Raw genomic sequence first — 25028 nt, 5'->3', positions numbered from 1 at the left:
TCTGATCCTTTATGGTCTGTTTTCTGCGCCCGCTTTTTTCAGCGGGCTTTTTTCCTGTTCTGTTCAAAATATAGGAATTTCCTATTATATAAAAATAGCAGAGTCCATGTAACCTTTCGTCCTGAGACGATTCAGTACCAGACTCTGCTTGGTGAGTTCCGCTATTTCTTTGTTGATGCTTCCGACTTTTACGTCGCTCATGGTGATTTTGGATTTGAGATCCATCAGTTCTGTTAAAGTGGTGGAGAGAATATTTCGGCTGTTCTGTTTTAGCTTGTTGTACATCCGGAGGAAGGCCTGCATGATGGCATCCTCCCGGATTTGGCGGATTTCGCACAGCTCCTTGCTGCGGAAGTGCTTATGGCAGACCCAATAGGTTTTTCCGTTGGTTAACCGGCGGGAGAAGTTTGTGCCGCATTTCCCACATTTGATTTTTTGAGAAAATACATACTGTTTACAATTCCCCTTGCTTTGGCAGAGGGAGTTACGGGCTTTCATTAATTGCTGTGCCTGCTGAAACTCCGACCGGCTGATGAGCGGCTCATGGGAACCAGTGACATAATAGCGGTCACGCTCGCCCTTGTTGCGCTTGGTTTGAAAGGGCATGGTGTCGGTGGTGTATGATTTCTGCAGCAGGGCATCACCGATGTAGCGCTCACTTTTGAGGATATAGCTGACGGCGGTATAGAGCCAGTTAACCTCGCCGTTCTTGCAGGGGATGCCATCAGCGTTCAGCTCGGCCGCAATCTGATCCATGCTCTTGCCGGAGAGATAGCTTCCGAATATCCGGTGCACCACCGGCGCTTCCTTGAGATTGGGAACCAGCGTGTTATTTACAAGGTCGTATCCATAGGGAGCACAGCAGCAAGTGAAGTTGCCGTTTTGCATCCTACGGGCGTAGCTCCAGCGCATATTGTTGGAGATGGAGGTGGATTCCTCCTGAGCGATGGAGCTGAAGGCTCCGATTATCATCTCATCATGCATATCCGCTGTCTTGAGGCCATCTTCTTCGAATTCCACCTCGATGCCAAGGGCTTTCAGCTCCCGGACGGTGGAGAGGCAGTCGTGGATGTTCCTTGCAAACCGGGAAACGGACTTTACAAGGATGCGGTCGATTTTGCCTTTCCTGCAGTCGGAAAGCATCCTCTGGAATTCCTCCCGCTTATCCGACCGGGTTCCGGTGATACCCTCATCGGCGTATATGTCCACCAGCACCCATTCATCATTTCCGGAAATCAGAGAAGTGTAATGCTCCATTTGTACGGAAAAGGAATTCAGCTGGTCTGCCGAATCGCTGCTGACTCTGGCGTAGGCGCAGACACGCAGCTTGGGCGGTGCATAGCGGTAAATGGCATTTACCGGTTCAATAACCTGTACCTGCGGCATGGCGGCACCTCCTGTTCTTTCAGAGCTTGCTGCAACCGTTTGGTCTGCTCTTTTTCTGAGCTTTCAGCTGTTAACTGTGCCTCTGTTGCTACACGGCAGTAAACAGCAACCCTGATTGTTTTTTCTTTTTGCATCGTGGATTCTCCTTTCGTGTAAGTTCAATACCCCTTGGGTATTAGCACATACACTACCACAGAGATGCAGAGAAAGCTATCACAAAATCCACTAAATAATCCGGAGCCTCGGCTTGTACTTCTCGACCGCAAACCCATCTGCAATCTGAAATTCCTTAAGGCTAATTTTGCCCTGCTCCAGAAGATAGGTGAGAAAGTTGTGTGCCATTAAATAACGGACTTCGTTTACCGGCTCTGTTTTTGTCATAGCGTTTCCTCCTATCGCAATTGAAACAGCAGCATTGCCAAATCAGACAGCTTGATTTCGCCCTCCATCGGGGAATAAATGCTGATTCCACAGTTGCTGATTGTTTGAATAAAGTTCATGGTCTTTGCCATATCCCGCCCGATCCGGCTTACCGAATCCACCAGCAGGATATGAAAGCTCCCGGCTTTTGCTGCTTCCAGAACAGTCTGCAGGCCGGGGTGGTCAAAATGCAGACCGCTGCCCAAGTCCTGTGAGGAGCCGACAACGGCAAACCCCATCTGTGCTGCATAGGTTTCCAACCTCTCGTATTGTCCTTTTAAAACTCCGTGGATATCTTCCGGCGCATCGATGCGGCAATAAATCCAAGCGGATTTCTTGTCCATATAAAGCACCTCCTTTTACAAACTCAGGCTCATTTGCGGTTCCGGCAACAGGGCATCCAGACCGAAGCTCACGGCTAAGGCTTCATTGACCTGCTGCATCTTTGGTTCGCTTAAATGGCCTATGTACTCACGCAGGCGGGAACGGTCAATGGTTCGCACCTGCTCCAAAAGCACAAGGGAATTCTGCCGTAGCCCATACTGCTGGCTGCACAACTGGATATGAGTGGGCAGCAGGTTCTTTTCGGTGCGACTGGTAATAGCGGCCACGATAACGGTGGGACTGTAGCGGTTTCCAATATCATTTTGGATAATCAGTACCGGCCTGATGCCGCCCTGCTCACAGCCAACCACAGGGGTTAAATCGGCGTAGAACATATCGCCTTTGTAGATACGCATTTTGCATTCCTCCTTTGCGTGAAATTAGTTGTTATATCACAAGGATAAGGACAGCCACCAAGTTTGATCTGATGTATTCGGCAGGGTGGCTGTCCTCATAGTTTCTAATATAACAAAACTCTTGTTCTTCGTTTTCTGCTGCTTCTATTCGACACTACTCCCCGAAGCAGAACACCACAGGCAGATTGTCTGCGGCATAAGGACTATTTCGTCCTTTGGGCAGTCAGCTTAAACCAGCCTTGGTTAGTGGCTGTCATGGGACTCTCACCCTCACCGGGTTCTCCGGTGACCGCACCCATTGCGATGTCTGTGGCTATGCGGAAGTATCATTGTAGGCTGTTCAGATCATGGCGGGGCAATCTACCACAGATTGCTTTATGGACGGACATTTTTCGCTCGACATCTTTGATGCTATCGTGTTTACGAATAGCTCTGACCTATCCGCAGATGGTCTTGGCGTGTCCTCCGAAGCCGCTTTCCCCTCATCGGAGCTGAACAGCTAACGTATTTAAGCTGCTGGATATGACCGAATAGTTTCGGTATTTTTCAAGGAACACGAGAGATAGAAAAATCCCCCTCACTTCTATAAAGGAAAAAGTGAGGGGGGTGTACGGATTAATTTTTAATTCTCAAGGAGTTTTTTCAGCTTCTTGAGTATACGATGCTTGCGGTCATGGAGTGTCATGGTGGCCATTCCAAGCTCCGTGGCCAACTTGCGCTCGCTTTTATCATTGAAAAATAGTTCATCAATGAGGAAACGTTCATCCTCCGGTAAGAATTGAAGAGCGATCCATAACGCCTCCAGCTGTTCCTGACGAATAAGCTTGTCCACGATATCTGGTTGAACACGGACAATGAGGTAATCAATGTTGACACCGTCCTCTCGGAACCGCTCTAGCGAAAGCTCATTTTGATGGATCAGCTTGTTTTGGTAGCGTTCCGCTTCCCGCTCTTTATGGTAGGCACGGTAGACGGCCTCACTGACCTCGACACGCTGCCGTTTTACTACGATGGTATATTTTTTGTTCTCTGACATATGCTTGTCCTCCTAATTTTCAAAATGTGATTGAAAACGAAGGACAAGAGGCGGTGACCGGCATCGAGGTATGATTCTGTGCAGCAAAAAAAGAGCGCACCTGTGGACATGACCGTCCATAAGTACGCTCTTATATACTATTTCACGTTCTACCTGCTCTGGTGGTTCGTGTTGGTGGGCATAGCTATCCGCTGAGGAACATAGTCTTTTTTTGACGAATCACCTATGTAATCACTGATTATGCAAATAGCCTAATATCGCTGCAGCAGATGCGCAGCGGTGTAGTCTGTAGAGACCAACACATAAGAAATCCCTCCAAACTTCACGGGTTTGGAGGGTTACTTGAGTTGCTTTAGAATATTTAGGCATGAAAAATGACCCGCCAAAGCGCCGTTTTTTTTATTTGGCGGGTATTTCTCTATCTTTGATTCTGATATAGATATAAACTTGCTAAAATAGACCTTTCAAAATCTTAAATTAACAGCCTTTCCAACCGTTCACCCAGACGGCTAAGGATTTCATTAGAGATTGTCCCATCCTGCTCCGCAAGATCACAGGCGGTTATTCTCTCATTTCCAGACTGCCCAATAATCACAGCAACATCTCCAGACTTGACGTTCGGAATGTTGGAGATATCCACCAGCATTTGATCCATACATATCCGTCCAGCAATAGGGGCTTTGATGCCCTGAATCAAAACACTTCCCACCCCACACGACAGGGAACGCGGGATGCCGTCACCATATCCCATTGCCACAACCGCTATTCTATTATCCTGCGAAGCGACAAATTGCAGTCCGTAACCGGCTGCTTCACCTGCAAATAAATCTTTGACTAAGGCGATTCGCGCCTTTATGGACAAAACCGGCTCCAGGGAAATGCCGCAGCGTTCCGTATCGGCGCGGGTGCTGAGTATTCCATAGAGTGCGATCCCAACCCTTGCATAGTTTTCAGCTAGTTCTGGATAGTACAAAAGGCCGTCACTGCTGACGATGTGCTTTTTAGGGCATGTGAATCCGTGCTGATGAAGCTCGGCAATGACGTCGTAAAAGGCTTTTGCCTGGGTATGAGTAAACTTTATACTTTCATGGGAAGTTTCATCAGCCACACAGAGATGGGTAAAAACACCTTCGATTTTCAAGTTCTTACACTGAAAAATTCTGATGATTTCTTCTATCTTTTCGCTGCGCTCTCCCAAACGGCTCATTCCCGTATCAATTTTGACATGCACCGAAATCTTTTTACCATATCGGTCGAGTACCTTCGCATAAGAAAGATCAAGCACGGTCTGCGTCAGGTTATAGCGGCGCAGAAGTGAAAAATCCCTCGGGTGGGTATAGCCCAAAACTAAAATCGTTCCGTTGACGCTATTTTTACGCAACTCGGCCCCTTCCTGAACAGTTGCGACGCAGAAGGCATTTACGCCCATACAATTCAGCTCCCGTGAAATCAAGACCGCACCATGCCCGTAGGCATTTGTCTTGATGGCGGGCATCAACTCACAGCCATTAGGAAGCAAAGCGCGAAGGGCGTCCACATTATGGTGCAGCGCAGCACGGTCAAGCTCTATCCATGCCCGCCCTTTCTGGAATACTTTTTTCTTTCTAAAAATGGGCAACTTAGCTATCAACACAGCAAACAGAACAGACAACACTGATACTGCAAGATAATGGATCAGACTATTTTGTACCAGCATATCCTCAAGGCCAGTTACTTTTGCCGCTCCCCGTACAACCACAATAAAAAGAGGATGAATGAGGTAAATCCAGGTGGAAATAGACCGTAAAAATGGTCCCGGTTTGCGATCCCACTTCATTACAAGCTGATAGAGAAAATACATGCACGGCAGCAGAGCAAGGTACATGCTATCGTGGCGTTGCCAGCCAAGATGATGAAGGGCAAATCCTTCGACGGTCATCAGCATCATGGAAAACGCAAACCCAACCGCGCTCATTTTCATGCTGCAAGTCCGTGTGGAATGACCAAGCCATGCGCCCATCGTCAAAAAGACAGGCGCGTAAAAGAGTCCGTTACGGGTATAGGAAAATACATGAAACATAGCGTCATAGGCCGTGGACAGAACCGGCACACCGGAGATCGCACCAAAATAGCTGTCTCCCATCAAGCCAATGCCATACAGAAACAGGCTGACAACCATAACCGCATGGAACGGCAGCCTGCGACTCAAAAGGAATACAATCAGAGCGCCCAGGATGACCGCTGGCAGATACCACAGATGGTAGAACGTGCCATCAAACAGGGCCATGCGAATAACGTCCGCTACGTCAAGCCCCTTGAACAGGCCTGCGTAAAGATTGACCGGCAGATAAATGATGATTGCCACAGCGTACAGAAACGCGGCTTTTTTGAAAAACTGTATGAGCGGATGGGTGTCACGGCTCCTTTCAAACAGGTAGCCGGGCAGGACGAAAAAGCCAGATACCATCAGGAAAAATGGCACGGCAATCCGGGCGACGATTCTGGTCAGGAAAAAATCTGCATTTACACTGAATGTAATCAGAGGCGAGGTATGGATGCAAATGACCAGTAAGGCAGCAATGAGCTTGAACGTATCCAATCCTCCGTATTGCTTATCCTTTGTCATTGCAATTCCTCCACTTGGTCAGAACAAACCCGTCTGCGTTATTGCCGGATACCGAGTATGGAATGTCGTCCTCAATTTCAAATTCGGCGTCCGCTCCAGCCGCGGTCTTTACATAGGCAACCTCAATATTTTGATTCCCCGTCCGATACAAAAAGCGTTTCTCTCCGTTGGGATACTGCTTTAGAAAAGCATGATATTCTTCCAGTGTCAGCCCAAGCTCTGTCATAATTGCAGCATGAGGCGCTCCAACGTAGCGGAAATGCCATGGTTCGTGCGCAATTCCTGTGATAGCCTCTTTCCCATTTGGATAGCGTTCAATGAAGGGGTTGTCGGGAAATAGATAATCCCAAAGAAGGAGGGTGTGACCGATGCCGGTCACACCCTCCCTCTTAACTTTATCCTAAAAAAGAAGAAAAGATGGCTAACGACAACCATCTTTTTTCCGTTACATGTTATAATGTAACTATGCAAAAACAAGATTATTATAACGAATTTTTTGAAAAAGGGCAACAAAAAATTAACTTCAGTTTCTTCGAATTGCATTTACCCGATGACGATCCAGTCTATTCCCTGAAAAAAGTGATGGAGGAATTAGATTTTTCAGGCTTACTTGCCTGTTGTTCAGATAAGGGAAGAACCGGGTATAATCCAATCATGCTGTATGCTGTTGTTACTTATGCAAATATGCGGGGAGTTCGTGCTGTTGACCGTATTGTTGAATTATGCGAAAGAGACCTAGCTTTTATCTGGCTGACCAAAGGCCAGAAGCCGAAGCGGGATGCGTTTTATGATTTTAAGAGTAAAAAACTCACCGGGGAAGTTTTGGACGAACTGAATTATCAGTTCCTCCGCCGGTTAAAAAGAGAAGGCCTTATCACGCTCAAAGAGCTTTTTATAGATGGTACAAAAATAGAAGCGAATGCAAACCGCTATACCTTTGTCTGGCGGGGGAGTATCAACTACCATCTTGCCGGTCTGCTGGATACGATAGATACCCTTTATGCAAAGTACAATACACTTCTGCACGAAAACGGATATGGTCCCAAATATGATCTTGGGGATGCGCAGATGTTTCTCATTGAAGGCATGGAAAAAGTCAGACGTGTAATTGACGAAAACCGGAAACGGAAGCTGACAAAACATAAGAAACTCTCAAACAATACGGTCATCGAAATTGATAACTGCTCTCCTCTTGAGATTTTGAAACTCCAGAAGAATCTGGTGCGGATTGCAGAGGGTGAGGGAATTTCATTCGTCCATAGTAAGGGAAAACAGAAGAGCGAAATACAGAAACTGTATGAGGAACTGGAAGAATGCGGGAATCGTTTGATGGGATATAAAGAGTGTTTTGAAATCATGGGAAAAGACCGCAACAGTTATTCCAAAACAGATCTGGAAGCGACCTTTATGCGGATGAAGGAAGACCACATGCTTAACGGGCAGTTAAAACCAGCATACAACGTCCAGATCGCAGTGGAAAACTACTTCATCATTCACGGCTATGTGAGCAACGACCGGACGGATTATAACACTCTGATTCCGGTTCTGGAAAAGCATCGGAAAGCTTTTGGTGAAACATTGGAAGAAGTGACAGCAGACAGCGGATACTGCAGCGAGAAAAATCTCCTGTATCTGAAACAGAACGGGATTGCCAGTTATATCAAGCTCCAGGATCATGAAAAACGGAAAACCTGTGCCTATAAAGAAGATATCAGTAAGTATTACAACATGACAACCCGGGTTTTTGAAGATGAGCATTACTACCTCTGTCATGACGGAAGGGAGCTTCGCTATATCCGGACAGAAAGCAAGGAGCAGGACGGATATACCCAGACCTGGGAAGTCTATGGATGTACAGACTGCAGCGGATGTGAACACAAAGCCCGTTGTCTGTATAAATATGATGCGGAAAAGAATAGCGACCGGAATAAAGTGATGAAGATTAATGAGCAGTGGGAAGCCCTGAAAGAAGCATCCAATGCCAATATACAGAGTGAGAAAGGAATCCTGAAGCGTCAGATCCGCTCCATCCAGACCGAAGGTCACTTTGGGGACATCAAGGAAAACGAAAACTTCCGGCGATTCAATTACCGCAGTTCAGAAAAAGTGTATAAAGAATTCATGCTGTATGCAATGGGTCGAAATATAAATAAATATCATCGGTTCCTTCACCATGAAATCGAGAAATTCACAGGAAAAGCCGGGCAGAAAACAGCTTAGAGAACAGTGTGCGTCCAGGGTTATGGAAAAAGGGGATTTTGCGCCCCAAAATAGGCCGGCTAAAGAAAAAGCAAGCATATCTACCAGAGCGTCCTTTGCTGAAAAGCATGGAACTCTGTAGGATATGCTTGTTTTGGTGTAAGAGCCTTAAAAATCGGTATTAACCGACAGCCCCTTTTTCCCGAAACGTCTGACAGATGCCTGAATAGGGAAAATCTGGCCTGATGAAGTCAATCTCCGGTTTGCGGAGGCCCAGGTCGATGGCAAGTCCGGTCTGATGTTCGCTGTGATCCGGATTCGCCACAAACTGCTCTGTAAAAGCAGCCCCGTTGTCTCGCAGAGACTGGTTATAAATGTCCTGCTGTTCCGCTCTGGAGCGCCAGCCGCTCACCGCGCTGATCTGCTCCCAGCCCTCGATACTGCTCATGAGCTTGGAAAGCAAAACGGCGGCTCTGCGTTCCAGCAAGACACTGCTCTTTGAATGGGCTGGGACAAGAGAACTTTCCGCATTTCCCGAACAGTAGGGATACTGAGCATTGACCAAAATCAGGTTACCCGCATTGATAGACTTTTTCGGTATCACAAGCATTTTCATACGCCGACCGCCAATCCAATCACGCGAGAAATAATCTGCTCAAGAGAAATGCCGATGGCTTTCATCATGTTGGGATACCGGCTGTGAGAGGTGAAGCCGGGAATCGTATTGACTTCATTAAAAATGATCTTGCCGTCAGCGTTCAGGAACATGTCCACCCGCGCAAAGCCACGGCAGCCCAGGGCCTGATAAATCGTCTTTGCGGTCTGTTTGATTTCCTCCGCTTTTTCTTTTGAGATTCGTGCCGGGACATGAATGGCCGAGGTTTTCAGGGTGTACTTTTCCGTTAAATCAAAAAATCCGTCCGATAATTCGATTTCATCGACCTCTCCAACTGTCAGCTCATTATTGCCCATCACGGCGCAGCCAACTTCAAATCCAGTTATGCTTTCCTCTACGATGACTTCATCATCATATTCAAAAGCCAACTTGATGGCGGCAGGAAGATAGTGCCGATCAATCACTTTAGTAATGCCATAGGAGGAACCGGCCCTGATCGGCTTTACAAACAGGGGATATCCGAGACTCTCAGCCTGTGCCAGGGCGATTCCGGCATCCATATTCTTTTTCAAAACGAAGGAAGTGGGAACCTGCACACCGGCGATATGTGCCAGCTTGTGCGCACGGTCTTTATCCATACAAAGCGTCGATGCCAGTGTGCTACAGCCGACAATCGGGATTCCCGCCATTTCGAATAAGCCCTGAACTGTACCGTCCTCGCCATTTTTTCCATGGAGAACAGGAAACGCGGCGTCAATCGGGAGTTTTACAACTTTGTCAGGGTGAAATACCAACAGGGTATGCGCTTTACGATCCGGTGAAATTACCGCCGGCAAGCAGTCCGAGGGATTGCACCATGTGTCAGATGCAATTTTTTCATTATCCCCTTCAAACCGATACCAGTCTCCCTTTGATGAAATCCCAATCAGTACGGGCATAAATTTGTCAGTATCTATATGTGTAATTACAGAGTAGGCCGATTGGAGCGACACACTATACTCAGGAGAACATCCCCCGAATAAGATCGCAATATTTAATCTGTTCATTTTGCTTTTGCTCCTTTCTCAACAATATCCGTCCCTTCGGGAAGCGGATAGCCGATTTCGCATTTATTTCGATAGAGAAGTTTTTCAGAGGCATAGGCCCCGGTTGCTGTCAGAATCGTTTTTTGCTTCACATCCACTTCTTCATAAACCTTGTTGTTCTTGCAATAATACAATGTCTCACCATTTATAACCTCATAAAGTTGCCCGTTATCCTGATCGGTCAGTAGTCGTCCGATAATGTGATCTTCATCAAACGTAATGCTGATCTGAAAGGACATTTCTGTTTCGTTTTTTACCTTCAGATCGAGCCAGCCCTCTGATACGGTCGCATCAACACCCATAGGTGCATCGCTGGGCGGCTCCGGGAAATCCTTTATGCCATGTCCATGCCTCTCCACAACAGTAAGCGGTGTATGAATAAACATCCAAAAGAGCAGATTGCTCATCTGACACAACCCGCCGCCAGAGGTCGTTGTGAGCTTCCCATCAACTACGGTCAGACCATCTTTATAGGGAATATCCCTGTCCGCATATCGGACCAACTTCCAGAATGAGAAGGTTTCATTTGGCCCGATAATCACTTTATCAAGAGTGGCTGCGGCCAGTTTCAGGTTAAAAACCTTATTTCCCTGATACACCATGTCAAAGCCGGTTTCCCGGTTATATAGAGGACAGCTTGTTTCAAAAAGCTGATATGGCAGCGTGGTTTCGGACTTGCCCACAGCATATCGGTTTCCGTCCAAACGCATCCTCGTATAGAAGCAAAATCGGCGCTGCCAGATCCTCAGCGGCAGCAACCATGGGAAAATCTGTGTGATTCGTTTTCTCGGCATGTTAAAATCTCCTTCCTACATAACAAAAGCCTGTCTGCTTTGATAAGATTATGCTATCAAAAGCGGACAGGCCGTATTTTAATATTGAGTTGTTTAATTCCTAAGAAAATCCTAATGTCAGATTGATGTTTTCCTAATGAAGATGCATACAAACCAGATAACAGCCCAATATGCGCCTTCCTATCCGTCTTGGAAAATTCAAGAACATGAAGTGCTATTTTGCCAAAACAGGGATCTGACAATTCCATGAATTATCCTTATTGTTGATATATCCAGTAAATTGATAAACCGGCTGATAAAATCCTTTTGTATCGTAAACATAAGCGAGCTTGCATTCTTTTGCCCACAGGGTATCTCCCTGCTGGAAGGGGACATATTGTTCAAAGTTTCCATCTTCAACCTCTTTAAAGGCTGCTTTGGGAGAAATAATTTCTTCTGTTGCTACATATTCATTCCAGCTGATTCCGTAATGCATGGAGGTAAGTTCCAAATTGCTATCAAACTGCATGAAGATAGAGCCGGATGTGAATGCGGTTTTGGCAATTGGCAGGTCGTTCTTTTCCGGTGTGTCCCATCGAAGCGTATCGTTGTTTTGTAAGCTGAAAACAGCGGAATCGGGAAGTAGTCCATTTTCTTTCAGCCAGTTTTCATAAAAATCCGCATAGTTCTTCGCTGCTTCGTCTGTCAATGTAGCGGTATCACGCCATGTTGTGTAGCTCCATTGTCCTGTCCTAAAAAAGAAGTTGAGTTGAACGTCTTCACTATTGGGACTTTTGCCAGTGTAAACACGGTTTTCGCCTTCACGTCGCTGAATACCAGAAAAGATAACATCTTCCAATTTGGCAAGCGGGGAGATTACTTGTTCTATATAGTCTTGATCTTCTGTATATTTATTTTTGTATATGGAGGCCGTCGCCGGTTGATCTGACAGGGAAAGATCAGTGTTAATTTGAACCTTTGACATATCCTGCTTTGATGCAGGCCGAATCGGCATATTTCCGTAAGGCTGCTGCTCATAAACAAACGACACGGTCCCAATGATCATTCCAATGACACATGGAAATATAAGCACTTTGCCAATGGGAGCAAAACGAATGCGCTTTTCTCTAATAATGGAAAGCACTGCCATAATACAAAAATATCCAAATAAGCTTCCAATGCAATTGTGGAATAAATCATCAAGTTCGAATATCCCCGTCCCCGTCAATAATTGTACGATTTCAATACAGATAGTCAGCCCAATGGACACGAAAAAAGTTACCTTGAACTTTTCTGCCTTCTTCCAGAAAAGCGGTAATAAAAATCCAAACGGTGTAAACATCAGCATATTGAAGATAATAAGCTGCAATTCGCTGATTGACCACTTATTCCATGCGTTCACATAGGCACTGAAAAAGTCGATATTAAAGCTTCCGGTGAAGTTTGCACCACGGCTTAAGGTGGTCAGTGCCAGTACCAGCAACAACCAGCAGCATAAAAGAAACAGGACAATCACCTGTGTTTTCGACATACTCCTTTGGCCATGAAACGCCTTTTTATAGATCATGTAGCTGACAAAAATGGTAAGTGCCAATAAAAGGCCTCCGATGAGTGCAAACACACACCATCGGAGCAATACTTGAGAAATTGTAATAATGTCCATGCGACATCCTCCGTTTATATATTGTAGTTCAATGCAAAAGTCTTTGTAATGCATTAATTACAGTATAAAACATCTGTGCCGGATCAAATTTAATACTTTCTTGATTAATTCCTAAGAAAATACTAAGATGCGGTGTGATTTAACGGAAGTGTAATAATAAAAGAAGTTATATGTTCACGGCTTTCTACGGTAATTGAACCACCATGCAAAATAATAATTTCTTTAGCAATTGCAAGTCCCAATCCCGCACCCCCGGTATCACTTGTTCGGGCTTCGTCAAGACGATAAAATTTTTCAAAAATAGCATTGCATTTTTCAGGAGGTATGGTATCTCCTTTGTTTTGAAATGTAATTGTTACGGTATTGCTGCCACTTTTTTGGGCTGTGATTTGAATTACTGTATTAGGGTAGCTATAAGCAGCGGCATTTTTCAGAACATTGGTAAAAACCCGTCCCAACTTTTCAGCATCTCCATAAAGCTTTAGTTCTTCATCCGCATGTAAAACGGCAGTATTCCCGTGGCTTGACAAAACGGGCAGCAGTTCATCGGTTAATTGTACCAGCATATAGTAGAGGTCTATATCTGCTTTTTCTATTTTAATTTGTTGTAGATTGTACCGTGTTATTTCAAAAAACTCATTAATCATTTTTTCCAGCCTGTATGCTTTATCAAGTGCGATATGCGTGTATTTTTTTTTCTGCTCCGGCGGCATATTTTCCACTTCTTCCAGCAAGTTTAAATATCCTATTACAGAAGTAAGCGGAGTGCGGATGTCGTGGGCAAGATACATCACAAGTTCGTTTTTACGCTGTTCCGCCGATTGTGCTTCTAGCTTCCGACGTTCCAAGGTTTGCTTCATGGCGTTTAGCCTTTGGGTGATGGCAGTGAGTTCTTCCGATAAGCGGATTTCCTCCGAATTATCGATGAGAATCATCCCTAGACTTTGCTCAACATCACACAGTGGCTTGGTCACATAGCGTAAGAATGCACGGATAATAAAAAATAATCCTACACAGATAAGCAGTATCAGCAAGATGAAAAATGGCTGGTATATGTTTTGTGCTACAAAAAAACCCACTTGAAGGAAATCTGCTGCTATCTGAGTAATCCATCTTCCGCCGATGCTGCTCCAATGAAAAAAATACATCAGAGCAATCGCCAAAAGAAAAGCTGCCAATACTCCAATCAGCGCAAACAAAATTTTAATTTGCAAACGGGTATAATCAAATTCATTATTATTTTTAGATTTCAATTTTATAGCCAACCCCCCATATTGTTTTAATATATTTTGGATTTTCGACAGTGTCATTCATTTTTTCCCGAAGATGACGAATGTGGACCGTGATCGTATTGTTACTTTTGCTGTAATATTCATCCCTCCAAATTTTATGGAATAAATCCTCTGCACTTACAACATTACCTTTGCTTTCTAAAAGAATACGCAAAATTGAGAATTCCGTAGGTGTCAGTGTGATCGGCTCTTCGTTTAGAAAACACTCATGTGTTTTAATATTCATTACAAGACCGGAATGAAAGATGATATCTTTTTCCACATCTTCACCATGCCTGGTATTATACTTTTTATACCGCCGTAATTGTGCTTTTACTCGTGCTACAACTTCAAGCGGGCGAAAGGGCTTTGTGATATAATCGTCGGCACCCAATGTAAGGCCGGTGATTTTATCGATTTCTTCATCTTTAGCAGTCAGCATAATGATGGGATAGGTATGCTGCCGTTCCCGTATTTTCTGGCAAAGCGTAAAACCGCTAATATCCGGCAACATAATATCTAAAATTGCAAGGTCAACTTCCGTCGTTTCAATGCAGGCAAGAGCTTCCTTTGCAGAATAAAACTTTAATACCTCGTAATTTTCATTTTGCAGATACACTTCTATCAAATCTGCTATTTCATGTTCGTCATCAACGACGAGAACTTTATCACTCATGATTTCAACTCCTTCCAGAAAAAAACTATATTTTACTATTTTACTAAATCCATCGGCCAGATTTGTGATTTCTCGCATGAGAAATTATTAAGATTTTCATAAGAATGCGGTTTGCTTGGATATCTTTATCTTTCACCACAAGAATCGTTTCATCGTATCAATCCTTTTTCCTGTTCTCTTTCAGTCTGCCATCTGCAGGCTTTGGTGCATCCTTTGGAATCGCCCATGCATAACCGAAGCGAACCGCTCCGTCAATTCTGTTTTCTTCACAGAGCTTTTGTATTCTCCGCTTGGAGATTCCCCATTTATCAGCAGCCTGCTGCACGGATATATAATCAAGCATTTGTATTCCTCCATCATGTATGTTGATTACAGTATATACGCAAAAGCGAATGAAATCAACAATTCGTTTTATACAAATATGTTCGTGATGATAGTCATTGTTGGTTCGTTCTCAATCCTATGTCCATACTGTACAATAAGTTGGGAGGTGAACTGACAGTGGAGGAACTACTGAACTTATTTGGCCAGATCGTTAAAGATGCACGGCATAGAGCAGACATGACACAGGATGCTCTTGCTGAACAGGCTGGAGTCACGACACGATACATAATGGCCATTGAAAATGAAAACAAGCACCCAAGTATGCCGGTGCTGTTTAAGATAATCCGCATCTTAAAAATATCAACCGATACGATCTTTTATCCTGAAATTCAACATACGGACAGAGAAAAAGAACAGCTCATGCATATGATCCAGCTGTGCAGCGAAAAGGAAATCAAAATAGCCGCTGCAACCGTCAAGGCGTTATTGGATGCCAGATAAGCAAAATCCATCTTCTTTCTTCGGAGGTGGATTTCCTTATCTCTACCCCCCAATACGGTTCTTTCTCTGTGTTTAAAGAAATCCTTAGAGTGAAAGGTTCACTGCATAGGTCATGATGACACATACCATATGCCGCCAACAGGTCGCACTACTCCCTTGGCGGCAGGGTATGTGTTTTTTCATTTCACCGTAAACAGTAAACTACTCTTACCGCCGTTTTCCCGCCAGCGCTGTTCCTTTTGAAGATAGCCGGTCTTTTCAAGGTCAGCGATGGCTCTCTGCACCGTGCGGCGGGAGAGCTTCAAATCTTTGGCGATGGTACCGATTGCAGGGTAACAGGTTCCGTCCTTGTTCGCCCGATCTTTCAGATAGCGGTACACCACCACAGCACGGTGAGGGACATTTTCAGCGTAGAGAGAGGAAAGATAGCTCAATCACGAACACCCCCTAATCGGTGCGCAGAGGCATGGCAGGAGGCTCCGGCTCATGAATCTGCACTGGAGTATGCAGAGATCCACCGCTGCGGTCGCCACCGGGTGGCTCCGGGAACTCGGCAAAATCATCTTCCTCATAGGCACAGCCTCGCTGGAGGATTTCCTGCTCCAGCTCAAAGCGGTCAGCATAATGAACCTTTCGGGCGGCACGTTCATCTACCACATAGGGTTTCTCAAACTGGATGCCCCATTTCAGAAACAGTGGCAGCTTGGTGCGCATGGGACAGCAGCCGGTCTTGGCCAGAATAAAATTGCCTTTGGGCAGGGTTTTCAGCTCATCTGGTGTCATAAGCGGTCGCTGGATCATCTGCAGGCTCTGGCTTGGATCGTTTTTCCCCCTGCTGATGGAGCCGGACATGACGGTTTTGTTGCCAAGCGCTCTGGATAGAATATCGGCGCTTTCGGAGTTTGGGGCAAAGCCACCGAACAGAATGTCCTGACAATTGTCGATGATGATGGCGGAACCCTCTTTGCCGTAGTTTTTCTCAAGTTGAGCAAAGGACTGGATGATGGGTACCATACTGATACGGCGGGAGCGGCCTGCGGAGAACATCATTTCCATCGACTGGATTTTCGGGATAGTTCCAATCTCATCTGCAAATATCATTATCCGGTTAGGTAGTTTTCCACCGTATTCATCAGCCACCGTCAGCATTTCCCGGTAGAGCTGCTGCAGGAACAGCGACACCATAAAGTATTTCGTATTATCTTCCTCCGGCAGTACGATAAAGATGGCACACTTTTCTTTACAGAAGGTTTCCGTATCAAGAGAGCTGTCAAAGCACAGGAATAGCGATAGGTAATCCCTTGATGTTATCGTAGGATTTTCCCCCGCTCCACACCGTGCATGCGAGTTTCCCCGCACACGGCGTTCCATCATTTTAGAGTTGTAGATAAACAGGATATTTCTCGAAACTTTAGAAACTTTCAGATGGCAAAGTTACCAGCCATCAGCCTTAGTTTATTGATTTTCTTTAGCATGGTTTGGGTAGGATTGATTCTGCCGAGATATGCTTGAATTGTTTCGGGCTGTAGCGCATGAATGAGAGTGTGTACCTCTTTGTGTAGAATAATTAGGTTGCTGTACCTGTCAGTACCATCGTTTTCCCTTGGAACTTTATGATGGCAGTGGATTTCATCTATCCACAACACTTTTCCAGTTACAGCGCATTTCCCATACTGCGCCGCCCATAAGGAGAGCCTGTTGTCCATAAATTCAATGCTCTTATTCGTGTGCCGCTCCCGCATAAGCAGGAGCAACACCGTAATGTCAAACTTTAAGTTTTCATGGATTTCGGCTCTGCCTGCTTGCGTGTATTTGCATATCTCTTTTTTCTTGTACAGAGGTGCTTTTGTCTGAATATAACCAATAGGGCATAGCGGATATTTATTAAGATACCGCATCCGTTTACTTGCTCCATAGTTTTTCAAAATGTACACATTGTTTGTTACCCCTGTTTTCCCAAGACGAGTTCCCAACCTGTTTTTCATTACTATGCTAAGACTGCGTTGAATTTTGGCACAGTCAATGCTGATGTGCGTGGCAAACTTGTAGTAATTGTGGATACCCCATACCATTGAATTGTAGAGATTGAGCATCCGTTTCTCATCAAGCAAATCTTTAGGCCGTTGCATTCCTTTGATTTTAGCTGAAAGTTTCTGTTTTTCGCTTTGCAACGCCTTGTTGCTCATATGAGATTTCACCACATATTTATCGCCTTTTTTTACCGCTTTGAGCTTAAACCCAAGGAATTCTGAATATTGCTTTTTCAGATTAACGACTTTGGACTTTTCTTCGCTGATTTCCAGCTTTAATCTATCCCTTAGCCATTGTTTGACCGCCAGAAACACCCTGTCGGCATCGCTTTTAGTACGGCAAAAAATTTTGAAATCATCCGCATATCTGACGATAAACATTTCTTTTAAGCCAGTTTTCTTGAGTACCCGATATACATTCCCACGGTTGAGTTTATCGCTACACATTGTTTCATAAGACGTATGTGTCGGCATTGTTTCCCATTGGGAGGCTACCCACCAATCCAATTCATTCAACACTATATTGGATAATAGCGGTGATAATATTCCGCCCTGCGGCGTTCCCTTTATGGGGCATTGCATTTCACCGTTTGGCATTTCTATCGGTGCTTTCAGCATTGCTTTAATCACGCATAGTAACTTCTTATCTCGTATCCCCATCGCCCATATTTGCCGTATCAGCTTTGCATGGTTCACATTGTCGAAAAAGCCTTTAATATCTATGTCCACAACAAAGTGCAGATGTTGCCGTTGTATCATGCGGTAGCATTGGGCAATCGCATCTTCCGCAGACCTTTTCGGTCTGAACCCGTTGCTCCTGTCATAAAATTTAGCTTCACAGATAGGCTCTAACACTTGTAAAATGCTCTGCTGTACCAGCCTGTCAAAAATTGTAGGGATTCCGAGTGGGCGTGTCTTACCGTTTGGTTTTGGGATTTCAACACGCCGTACAGGTTTTGGTTTGTACCATGCCAGTTTGTTTTGTACACATTTGACATACTGTTCAGCGGACAACTTTTCGATATCCGATATATTTCTGCCGTCTGCGCCTGAAGTACCACTGCCGCTGTTGCGCTTGATATTCCGATACGCAAGCATGATGTTTTCCTTTGACTGAATTAAATCCATGAGCTTGTCAAATGTCGCACCGTTTTTGCTTTTCTCATATAGATCATCAAGCGTTTCCTGCAAGCCATAATACTCAATATTTCTTAGTTTCTTTTGTTTCGTCATAGGCATCATCCTCCTCTCGGAGCATGATTTTCTCAGGCAAAATTGCCTTAGTCATACTCGAAGCTACGAAGAATATACCTGTTATCTGTTATTCTCTAAAATGACTTGTGGCTGTTGCTCCATCTTCATTACAAAGACTTCATCGCTCGTGCCACTACTCTCACTGCAATAAAGGAACCTTATTTATTCGATTCCAACGCCTCAACGGTATGCAATTACCTCTGCGTTTGCAGCTTTCCACGTTCCGATAATCCTATCTTTTCATATACCCGTAGGTGCTTGCTTTAAGCCTGTGCGCTGGGTGAAGCCTGTAACTCCACATGGTATTTCATAAACAAAATTCTTACTTTACCACACGCACCTTCAAATGAAGATATGCATTTCTGCATACTAATGGTTTAGACTCGTACCTTCGCAAGTTCGTCAGATTTCTCATTCTCACCATAGGTATTTTGTAGACCCCCGGCATATAGGCCGCACCGTCCACCTCTGGACAGCTTTCCACAGCTTGACCTGTTTGGGCTGCTCTCTGCCGACTTCTCCGAGCTTTACACACAGCCGTGATTGCGTTGACTATGCATATCGGAGTATTAGGGCGGCGCTTCAGGGCGTTACCCCATCATTCCACCTGTCGGATTATCAGTTCTACAAGTTCATGTTTGCGAAACTCCTTTCAATTTCCCTTTTATTCGACCTTGTGCCTAACCTTTTCAGTTAGGAACGTGTCGCACTTTGCTCCATCTCTGAATCCAGAAACGCATTGAGCCTTGACATAGCTGTGGACAGTACCGAAGCCATCGCTTGGTCTGCGGTATTTAGTGCTGCTCCCGCAAACCATTTTGCCTTATGGTCAGACGGCAGCTTATCCATCAGAAGCTGGAACTGGCTTTTATTCTTCACCGGCGAGGGAGCCAGCAAGTCCTGTATCATTTTAAACACCGATATGATGTGCCGCTTCTCCGGAGGACAGTATTCCGCAATCAGCAGGATGACGGATGTCAGCAAACCTTCGGCGGCATCGTAGAAAAATGCATTTTGACCGTAGCTTGCCGAGTCCTCGCCGCTGCTGGAGATAATGGTCTTGGCGGTAATCTTGGCATACTTCTCGGCCTTGGCTTTTAAAGCGAGGTTCTCCGGATTTTTCATGTAGGCATCCATATAGCGGTTGACCAGCTGCAGGATGTTATCGCCATCCGAGCGGGTGGGGTTACGCAGATCCAGCACCGATATTTTATAGCCATAGTAATCTTTTGCGATGCCAGCGTAATTTCTGAACAGGTCACCTTTGGTATCAGTACAGAGGAAACTCATGCCACAAGCACAGGCATATTCGATATTGGGATAAAGAAAATTGGCAGTTTTACCTACACCGGCAGCGCCGATCATAAGGCAGTGAATGTCGCCGTTATCAATTAGAGCGGTGGTAGAGCCTGCCTTTTGTCTGCAGCCCACCACAAGCCCCTGCAGGGCGGGCAGATTTTGCCCACGCCGCCATTTCTCCGGCTCATAGGGTACATGGGCGTATGTCCGTTTGATTTCGCTTTCTGTGGCGAAACGAGCGGTACCGTGCTGACCGTCACCTACGGTCTTGGATTTGATACCGTTTAAGGTATAGTAATGTGCCAGCAGGGAAATGAAGCCGATGACAGTAAACATCCCCAGCCCAATTACAATTAAGGTTATAATTTGTGTTGTTTGCATAGAGAACTCCTTTCCGATAGGCGGCTCATGATAAGCACAAGCCGCCCTGCTCTTGTTTCTTTTCTGCCGCCTTCTGAATGGAAAGCTCCACGAGGACAGCGCCCTTTAAGCATTCGGACGCCAGCTGTTCGAAGCTCTCCGCACAGCTTTGTTTTTCGCTTTGTGTTTCTATTTGGGAGCATAAAAAAAGCGGCATCAGAGAGTTTCCAATGTCGCTTAGTTTGTTTTCCAGCCTGCCATGGTTTTGATAGGTTTTAAAGCTGTATTTTAATCTGCTTTCCACTGTGGACAAATCCCGGCAGTGACTGATGCGCTTGTATTCCTTGGTAGCAGCCAACACAGAGAGACCAGCCAGTTTCACCAGTGCATTTTTCCTCTGCTGTGGATTGCCTCGGCAGTTTTGCAGTGTTTTCCGAAACACATCAACGGAGCAGTCGGCACTTTGATGCTCCCATGTGAATTTACTAATTTCTTCACATAGCTCATCACGAAGTAACAGTTGCGGATGTTCCTCGGCAGGAATTGGTGTGAAACCGTGCTGTGCTTTCAAATCCTCATTCCAGTCTTTATATTTGGATTGCGCCTGACCTGCTGCAAACTGCCCATGTTCCATTAAAATATCATAGATGCGCTCGGTAGCTTCAATGCCTGCCGCATCGTGATCGAGGCACAGCACCACATGATCGAGCTGCGGATACATCCCCAGCAGCTTCAGGATCGGTTGTTCAGACACACCGTTTAACGCTACATAGCTGGCGTTTTTCCAGTTCTGCGGATGTAGGCTAATGTAGGATAGCAGATCAATGGGCGCTTCAAACGCAAACAGGTTATGGGGATAGGGACTTTTAGATATATAATGAAAGCTGTAGGCTGGATTGCTGCCCTCCACATTGATACGGAACCCGCTGTCGGTCACCGTGCTTTTCTTATGGGCATGACGGGCCATGCCTTTTTCATCGAAGCCCACAAACACAGCGTTGTGGTATTCAGCATCCTCAAACAGCAGCTTTTCTCTGGCAAACTCGGACAGCACCTCACGGCTGATACAGCGCTGCTTGATCAGATAAGCAAATACCCGGCGCATATCCGTATGGGCAGGCGGTAACACAAAGGGCTTTCGCTGCTCTGGTTCGCTGCTTTTGTTGTGTTGCCGGTATTCCACCCCCTGTTCGCCGCCCAGCAGCAGGCTGACCGCCTCCGGAAAAGATAGGTTGTAGAGCCGTTTCACAAGGTCAATGGCATAGCTGCCCTCCTGAGCGGAGTGATCGTACCAGCGGTTTCCACGGACAGTAATACTGTGATCTCTGGCCAGTCGTTTATCTCTGCCGGAGGGCAGGAGTTTTTCGCCTTGCCGCTGGAGGAAGTCCACCAAATCTACCGAATTGGCTCGCTCCTTTTGTTCATCTGTAAAATAGATATAGCCTGACACAAAAAAACCTCCCATCATAAATGAATTTGTTGTGATACATGATCGTCACGCTTGTGACCCTGCGCCTGCTTTTTCTCCTGCAGCTTCCGTCTGCGCTTGCGGTCGATGTGATCAGCGGCAGCTCCGGCGGTTCTACGGTAATCCTCACGGAACAGATTTTCCAGTTGATGCATAAGCCGAGTGGCGGCCAGCAACACCGAGGGATTGCGATAGCTGTTGATGTTGTCAATCAGATACTGCGCATAGATATTGCCCTGCGCCGCAGACTGCCCCAGCCAGTAGAGACTCTTTTCCTTGTCACGGGGAACATCTTCCCCTTGGAGATAGAGCTTGCCGAGCTGATAGGCTGCATACTCATTTTTCTTCTCTGCGGATAAGGTAAGCAGCCGGATTGCCTCGCCAACATCCTTGCGAACGCCATCACCGCTAAGATACAGCTTTGCCAAGGCATATTGGGCATAGGCATTGCCGAGATTGGAGGAGAGCGTAAGCCACTTGACCGCTTCGGAAACATTTTTACTGATATCCTCACCAGAGAGGTAAAGCCTGCCGAGCTGATAGGCGGCATATTCGTTTTTCTGTTCTGCGGCAGCAGTAAACATGGCCACCGCTTTTGGAATATCTTTCTCCATATGAGTACCATCCCGATACAGCTTACCAAGCGCATATTGTGCCCCAGCGTTTCCGGCATCTGCCGCCTTGATCATCCATGCCACCGCCTGTGCCGGATTGCCAATATCGTTTTCCAGATATACCTTGCCCAGCAGATATTGAGCATTTATATTTCCAAGCTGTGCCGATTTTCCTAAGTAGGAAATCGCCGCCTGCACATCCTTATCCGTACCGATTCCGGTGTAAAGCATCTGACCGAGGCGGTATTGTAGCTTGTCATCATGGCTGTCCTTTTCCAGGCGATAAAATCCGGAAAAGGCGGCTTTGAAATACTGCTTGGATAAAGCGGCATCCACCGGCGTACCGACACCGTCACGATACATCTTGGCAAGCTCATAATCCGCATAGGGATTTCCTTGATTGGCAGAGAGAGTATAGAGGCGGAGCGCCTCCGCATAATTCTGTGAAACACCCGGACCACGATAGTACAGACTGCCGAGAGAATATTGGGCGTATTTGTGGTTCTTATCCACTGCCTCCTGAAACCATGAGGCGGCCTGCCCATAGTCCTGCTCTGTACCGAGACCGGCAGCGTACATTTTTCCAATGCGGTATTCCAGATAGGGCTTTGGCCTTTCTTCCTTTGCGGATAAAAAAGCGGTCAGGGCTTTTTCGTACCAAACATGAGCTGTCTGTAAATCAATATCACGTTCCAAGCCGTCCGCAAACATCCTGCCGAGGTCATGCATGGCCAGAGCATTTCCAAGTTCTGCTTCAAGAATGAACAGCCGATCATCCGGATAAACATCCGCAGGCTCGGACATCTCCGGTTCCGGCGCAGCTTCATCCTCAAATGAAACATGGTGACTTCTGAAGCGCAACGCTTCGGCAATCACCATGTTTTTAATGCTTTTAAATTGTTTCTGCTGAGAGAGCGGAGGGAGGGGTGGCAGCTTATTGGTATAGGTCTTTAGAATTTCATTCTGCCAGTCGTTCCATGTTCGGTACAGCTTATCGATGCGTTCCTCCTTGGCAAGCTCATCCACGATGCGGTCAATGATAGCTTTCACATCTGCCTTGAGGAACCCATATACCTTTTTGCCCCCTGTGTTTTGAAGCCGTTTCGATAATAGCAGCAGATCCACTTCGATGGCTTTGTTTTCACAAACATGATCTTGTACCTGTGAAAGCAGTTCAGCCATCACCTCAGCGGCACTTTGTTTAAGCTGATTGCGGGCTTCATTCTGATGCTCATAAATATGGGCGAAGTCCTGACGGAAAATATCGTGCGCCAGCTCTGAGCGCATAGCTTCGATAGCAGGCTCGGTGAGAAATCCATCATTGTCTTTGGCGGAGTAGACCATGAGATGCACATGGGGATGATGGCTTTCATTATGAAAAGCGGCATACCATCGCAGATTCTCACTGTCGATTTTCATATGTTTGCAGAGCATAGCTTTTTTGCTGCGGAGTAAATCCTGCCACTGCTTACCACTGTCATAACCAAGCCTTGCGGCATCTTCCCGGCGCAGACTGATGACATGAGTCCAGACAGCGCCTTTGTGTTTGCACACATCCTCCTGCACCCGAGCCAGCACCACCGGCACTCCGGCATCGGTGAATAGACCATGCTCACCGATACGCTCCACACGGGGACGGCCAGCGATGTACTCCACATAATTTTCGCGCTTACCGATGAGGTTGAGATTCTGTTCCAAGGCAAGGGAGATAAATTCGGTAGCATTGCCGATGGTGGGGTTCTCACAGTAATCAGCATACTCCAGCATTTCCTTGGTAGAGGGAATATCTCGGATGAGCTGATGGATGAGCTGCTGTTGCTTTACGGTAGCCAGAAGCAGCAGCTTGCTCTCATCAATTTTTTCTACACCCTCACGGGTACCAATGTACTTCACATAGTTTTCAAGCTGAGCGGGTGGAGCATCCCGCATATATTGCGAGGTGAATATGATTTTCGGCATGGCGGCCTCCTTTCTATGTTATTGGCAAAAGAAAAGAGCGACCATGTGGTAAATGATCGCTCGAAAAAATATACTTCTTGATTATCCTGCCGCCCATATTTCTATTTCTATTTTTATTGTTTCTAAACCTAAAGCATTTACATAAGCAATTGTCATAGAAGGAGGGATTTCTCCGAAAAAATCACCATATATCTTATCAAAATAATCCCAATCAATTTCTTCTGTTGACCATATATTTACCTTTATAACATTATCCGACTTCAAATCTACACTGTTCAGGAGATTTGCTATATTTATAAATGTATTCTTTACTTGTTGATTAAACTCTTCAGGAATATTTCCGCTCAAATCTGCTCCAATTTGACCTGAAAATGTATAAAATGTTGAATTTGGCTTAATTTTAGTTATATGAGTATAATTTCCTACTGCTTTGCTTATTTTTCCTGATGAAGATAATCTTGTAACTACATTGTTATTCATTTGGTAAAATCCTTTCTCTGTTGGATAAATAATTTCTAACACTATATACCATCAATACTACACAGTTATCCACTGTTAGAAATTTACTCTCCAAAAACAGAGATGGAATTTTCGTTAATTTTTATATTGCTATTTACTAAAACCAATCTCATTCCGGCACCTCCTTTTTAGTAATATAAGTTCTCGGAATTTCCAGCCTTCATTTTTCAAGGCTTTCCATCCCTTTATTTTAAAAATCACCCACCTTTTTTGCCGAAAACACTTGACAA

At 45.5% G+C, this 25028-nt stretch carries 23 protein-coding genes and 3 pseudogenes; 3 read left to right on the top strand and 23 right to left on the bottom strand.

The annotated features are described in order from the left end of the window. Window positions 1-84 precede the first annotated feature (84 nt). From EDD59_RS16485 to EDD59_RS16475, 5 genes are all read right to left on the bottom strand, one after another. Window positions 85-1386 (bottom strand): recombinase family protein, encoded by a 1302-nt coding sequence (locus EDD59_RS16485; RefSeq protein WP_243117471.1) that lies wholly within the window; start codon window positions 1384-1386, stop codon window positions 85-87. Beyond that, a complete protein-coding gene (locus EDD59_RS17925) occupies window positions 1356-1520 on the bottom strand; it encodes a hypothetical protein (protein WP_163065213.1) in 165 nt (54 codons plus the stop codon). Before EDD59_RS17925 ends, EDD59_RS16485 begins: the two co-directional genes overlap by 31 nt. A 91-nt stretch (window positions 1521-1611) precedes the next feature. Beyond that, window positions 1612-1767, bottom strand: a complete 156-nt coding sequence (locus tag EDD59_RS17920) for an SHOCT domain-containing protein (RefSeq protein ID WP_165920982.1) — start codon at window positions 1765-1767, stop codon at window positions 1612-1614. A gap of 11 nt (window positions 1768-1778) precedes the next feature. After that, window positions 1779-2150: a recombinase family protein gene (locus EDD59_RS16480; RefSeq protein WP_132383889.1), complete on the bottom strand. Its 372-nt coding sequence runs from the start codon at window positions 2148-2150 to the stop codon at window positions 1779-1781. A gap of 15 nt (window positions 2151-2165) precedes the next feature. Continuing rightward, complete coding sequence (locus EDD59_RS16475) at window positions 2166-2546, bottom strand: type II toxin-antitoxin system PemK/MazF family toxin (RefSeq protein ID WP_132383887.1); 381 nt, start codon at window positions 2544-2546, stop codon at window positions 2166-2168. A 347-nt stretch (window positions 2547-2893) separates the two neighbouring features. Between EDD59_RS16475 and EDD59_RS17915 the strand changes: the two genes are divergently transcribed. Continuing rightward, on the top strand, window positions 2894-3049 hold the full coding sequence (locus EDD59_RS17915) for a hypothetical protein (protein ID WP_163065212.1): 156 nt from the start codon (window positions 2894-2896) through the stop codon (window positions 3047-3049). Between the two features lie 119 nt (window positions 3050-3168). On the opposite strand, the gene EDD59_RS16470 is transcribed toward EDD59_RS17915, so the two are convergent. The 3 genes and pseudogenes from EDD59_RS16470 to EDD59_RS18625 form a co-directional block, all read right to left on the bottom strand. Next, window positions 3169-3582: a sigma-70 RNA polymerase sigma factor region 4 domain-containing protein gene (locus EDD59_RS16470; protein ID WP_132383885.1), complete on the bottom strand. Its 414-nt coding sequence runs from the start codon at window positions 3580-3582 to the stop codon at window positions 3169-3171. A 472-nt stretch (window positions 3583-4054) separates the two neighbouring features. After that, entirely contained in the window at window positions 4055-6187 is a 2133-nt protein-coding gene (gene vanT, locus EDD59_RS16465) for a serine racemase VanT catalytic subunit (RefSeq protein ID WP_132383883.1), read from the bottom strand. Further along, window positions 6174-6509: pseudogene (locus tag EDD59_RS18625) on the bottom strand (D-alanyl-D-alanine carboxypeptidase family protein); the annotation flags it as partial. The gene vanT and the pseudogene EDD59_RS18625, both read right to left, overlap by 14 nt. A 143-nt stretch (window positions 6510-6652) precedes the next feature. Here EDD59_RS18625 and EDD59_RS16455 point away from each other — a divergent pair. Beyond that, entirely contained in the window at window positions 6653-8407 is a 1755-nt protein-coding gene (locus EDD59_RS16455; RefSeq protein ID WP_207670428.1) for an IS1182 family transposase, read from the top strand. Window positions 8408-8567: 160 nt separating this feature from the next. On the opposite strand, the gene EDD59_RS16450 is transcribed toward EDD59_RS16455, so the two are convergent. The 7 genes from EDD59_RS16450 to EDD59_RS16420 form a co-directional block, all read right to left on the bottom strand. Then, window positions 8568-9002 carry a D-alanyl-D-alanine carboxypeptidase family protein gene (locus EDD59_RS16450; protein ID WP_243117470.1) on the bottom strand — a complete coding sequence of 145 codons (435 nt, stop codon included), beginning with the start codon at window positions 9000-9002 and terminating at the stop codon, window positions 8568-8570. Then, a complete protein-coding gene (vanG, locus tag EDD59_RS16445) occupies window positions 8999-10048 on the bottom strand; it encodes a D-alanine--D-serine ligase VanG (RefSeq protein ID WP_132383879.1) in 1050 nt (349 codons plus the stop codon). Before vanG ends, EDD59_RS16450 begins: the two co-directional genes overlap by 4 nt. Beyond that, the gene (vanW, locus tag EDD59_RS16440) at window positions 10045-10881 is read right to left on the bottom strand and encodes a glycopeptide resistance accessory protein VanW (RefSeq protein ID WP_132383877.1); all 837 of its coding nucleotides are present in this window, start codon (window positions 10879-10881) and stop codon (window positions 10045-10047) included. Before vanW ends, vanG begins: the two co-directional genes overlap by 4 nt. Window positions 10882-11095: 214 nt before the next feature. Then, window positions 11096-12523, bottom strand: a complete 1428-nt coding sequence (locus tag EDD59_RS16435; RefSeq protein WP_163065210.1) for a VanZ family protein — start codon at window positions 12521-12523, stop codon at window positions 11096-11098. A 122-nt stretch (window positions 12524-12645) separates the two neighbouring features. Next, window positions 12646-13788, bottom strand: a complete 1143-nt coding sequence (locus EDD59_RS16430) for a sensor histidine kinase (RefSeq protein ID WP_132383895.1) — start codon at window positions 13786-13788, stop codon at window positions 12646-12648. Further along, the gene (vanR, locus tag EDD59_RS16425) at window positions 13766-14470 is read right to left on the bottom strand and encodes a VanR-ABDEGLN family response regulator transcription factor (RefSeq protein ID WP_132383893.1); all 705 of its coding nucleotides are present in this window, start codon (window positions 14468-14470) and stop codon (window positions 13766-13768) included. Before vanR ends, EDD59_RS16430 begins: the two co-directional genes overlap by 23 nt. Window positions 14471-14627: 157 nt before the next feature. Then, window positions 14628-14813, bottom strand: coding sequence for a helix-turn-helix domain-containing protein (locus tag EDD59_RS16420; protein ID WP_132383873.1), 186 nt, complete (start codon window positions 14811-14813; stop codon window positions 14628-14630). Between the two features lie 158 nt (window positions 14814-14971). Between EDD59_RS16420 and EDD59_RS16415 the strand changes: the two genes are divergently transcribed. Further along, window positions 14972-15295 (top strand): helix-turn-helix transcriptional regulator, encoded by a 324-nt coding sequence (locus tag EDD59_RS16415; RefSeq protein ID WP_132383871.1) that lies wholly within the window; start codon window positions 14972-14974, stop codon window positions 15293-15295. A gap of 179 nt (window positions 15296-15474) precedes the next feature. On the opposite strand, the gene EDD59_RS16410 is transcribed toward EDD59_RS16415, so the two are convergent. The 8 genes and pseudogenes from EDD59_RS16410 to EDD59_RS16380 form a co-directional block, all read right to left on the bottom strand. Continuing rightward, the gene (locus EDD59_RS16410) at window positions 15475-15729 is read right to left on the bottom strand and encodes a helix-turn-helix domain-containing protein (RefSeq protein WP_132383869.1); all 255 of its coding nucleotides are present in this window, start codon (window positions 15727-15729) and stop codon (window positions 15475-15477) included. 13 nt (window positions 15730-15742) lie between these two features. Continuing rightward, window positions 15743-16576, bottom strand: a pseudogene (locus EDD59_RS16405) (type IV secretory system conjugative DNA transfer family protein); the annotation flags it as partial. Between the two features lie 140 nt (window positions 16577-16716). Further along, window positions 16717-18564, bottom strand: a complete 1848-nt coding sequence (gene ltrA, locus EDD59_RS16400; RefSeq protein ID WP_408632288.1) for a group II intron reverse transcriptase/maturase — start codon at window positions 18562-18564, stop codon at window positions 16717-16719. A 337-nt stretch (window positions 18565-18901) separates the two neighbouring features. Continuing rightward, window positions 18902-19063: a hypothetical protein gene (locus EDD59_RS17910; protein ID WP_165920981.1), complete on the bottom strand. Its 162-nt coding sequence runs from the start codon at window positions 19061-19063 to the stop codon at window positions 18902-18904. A gap of 227 nt (window positions 19064-19290) precedes the next feature. Further along, window positions 19291-20259: pseudogene (locus EDD59_RS16395) on the bottom strand (type IV secretory system conjugative DNA transfer family protein); the annotation flags it as partial. 25 nt (window positions 20260-20284) lie between these two features. Then, window positions 20285-21688, bottom strand: coding sequence for a DUF3991 and toprim domain-containing protein (locus EDD59_RS18735; RefSeq protein WP_132383865.1), 1404 nt, complete (start codon window positions 21686-21688; stop codon window positions 20285-20287). A gap of 14 nt (window positions 21689-21702) precedes the next feature. Further along, a complete protein-coding gene (gene mobP3, locus EDD59_RS16385; RefSeq protein WP_132383863.1) occupies window positions 21703-24279 on the bottom strand; it encodes a MobP3 family relaxase in 2577 nt (858 codons plus the stop codon). Between the two features lie 81 nt (window positions 24280-24360). Further along, window positions 24361-24801, bottom strand: coding sequence for a RidA family protein (locus EDD59_RS16380; RefSeq protein WP_243117469.1), 441 nt, complete (start codon window positions 24799-24801; stop codon window positions 24361-24363). Between the last annotated feature and the right edge of the window lie 227 nt (window positions 24802-25028).

The sequence above is a fragment of the Muricomes intestini genome (assembly GCF_004346165.1).
In the GTDB taxonomy this organism is placed as follows: domain Bacteria; phylum Bacillota; class Clostridia; order Lachnospirales; family Lachnospiraceae; genus Muricomes; species Muricomes intestini.
This window is presented reverse-complemented; position numbering and strand designations above follow the sequence as displayed.

Bases quoted from the DNA above. Each gene is read 5' to 3' on its own strand.
- EDD59_RS16435 (WP_163065210.1), bottom strand. From the start codon at position 12,523: ATGGACATTATTACAATTTCTCAAGTATTGCTCCGATGGTGTGTGTTT.
- EDD59_RS16470 (WP_132383885.1), bottom strand. From the start codon at position 3,582: ATGTCAGAGAACAAAAAATATACCATCGTAGTAAAACGGCAGCGTGTC.
- EDD59_RS16455 (WP_207670428.1), top strand. From the start codon at position 6,653: ATGCAAAAACAAGATTATTATAACGAATTTTTTGAAAAAGGGCAACAA.
- EDD59_RS17925 (WP_163065213.1), bottom strand. From the start codon at position 1,520: ATGCAAAAAGAAAAAACAATCAGGGTTGCTGTTTACTGCCGTGTAGCA.
- EDD59_RS16485 (WP_243117471.1), bottom strand. From the start codon at position 1,386: ATGCCGCAGGTACAGGTTATTGAACCGGTAAATGCCATTTACCGCTAT.
- EDD59_RS17920 (WP_165920982.1), bottom strand. From the start codon at position 1,767: ATGACAAAAACAGAGCCGGTAAACGAAGTCCGTTATTTAATGGCACAC.
- vanR (WP_132383893.1), bottom strand. From the start codon at position 14,470: ATGAGTGATAAAGTTCTCGTCGTTGATGACGAACATGAAATAGCAGAT.
- EDD59_RS16420 (WP_132383873.1), bottom strand. From the start codon at position 14,813: ATGCTTGATTATATATCCGTGCAGCAGGCTGCTGATAAATGGGGAATC.
- vanW (WP_132383877.1), bottom strand. From the start codon at position 10,881: ATGCCGAGAAAACGAATCACACAGATTTTCCCATGGTTGCTGCCGCTG.
- EDD59_RS16450 (WP_243117470.1), bottom strand. From the start codon at position 9,002: ATGAAAATGCTTGTGATACCGAAAAAGTCTATCAATGCGGGTAACCTG.
- vanT (WP_132383883.1), bottom strand. From the start codon at position 6,187: ATGACAAAGGATAAGCAATACGGAGGATTGGATACGTTCAAGCTCATT.
- mobP3 (WP_132383863.1), bottom strand. From the start codon at position 24,279: ATGCCGAAAATCATATTCACCTCGCAATATATGCGGGATGCTCCACCC.
- EDD59_RS16475 (WP_132383887.1), bottom strand. From the start codon at position 2,546: ATGCGTATCTACAAAGGCGATATGTTCTACGCCGATTTAACCCCTGTG.
- EDD59_RS17915 (WP_163065212.1), top strand. From the start codon at position 2,894: ATGGCGGGGCAATCTACCACAGATTGCTTTATGGACGGACATTTTTCG.
- vanG (WP_132383879.1), bottom strand. From the start codon at position 10,048: ATGAACAGATTAAATATTGCGATCTTATTCGGGGGATGTTCTCCTGAG.
- ltrA (WP_408632288.1), bottom strand. From the start codon at position 18,564: ATGCCTATGACGAAACAAAAGAAACTAAGAAATATTGAGTATTATGGC.
- EDD59_RS16480 (WP_132383889.1), bottom strand. From the start codon at position 2,150: ATGGACAAGAAATCCGCTTGGATTTATTGCCGCATCGATGCGCCGGAA.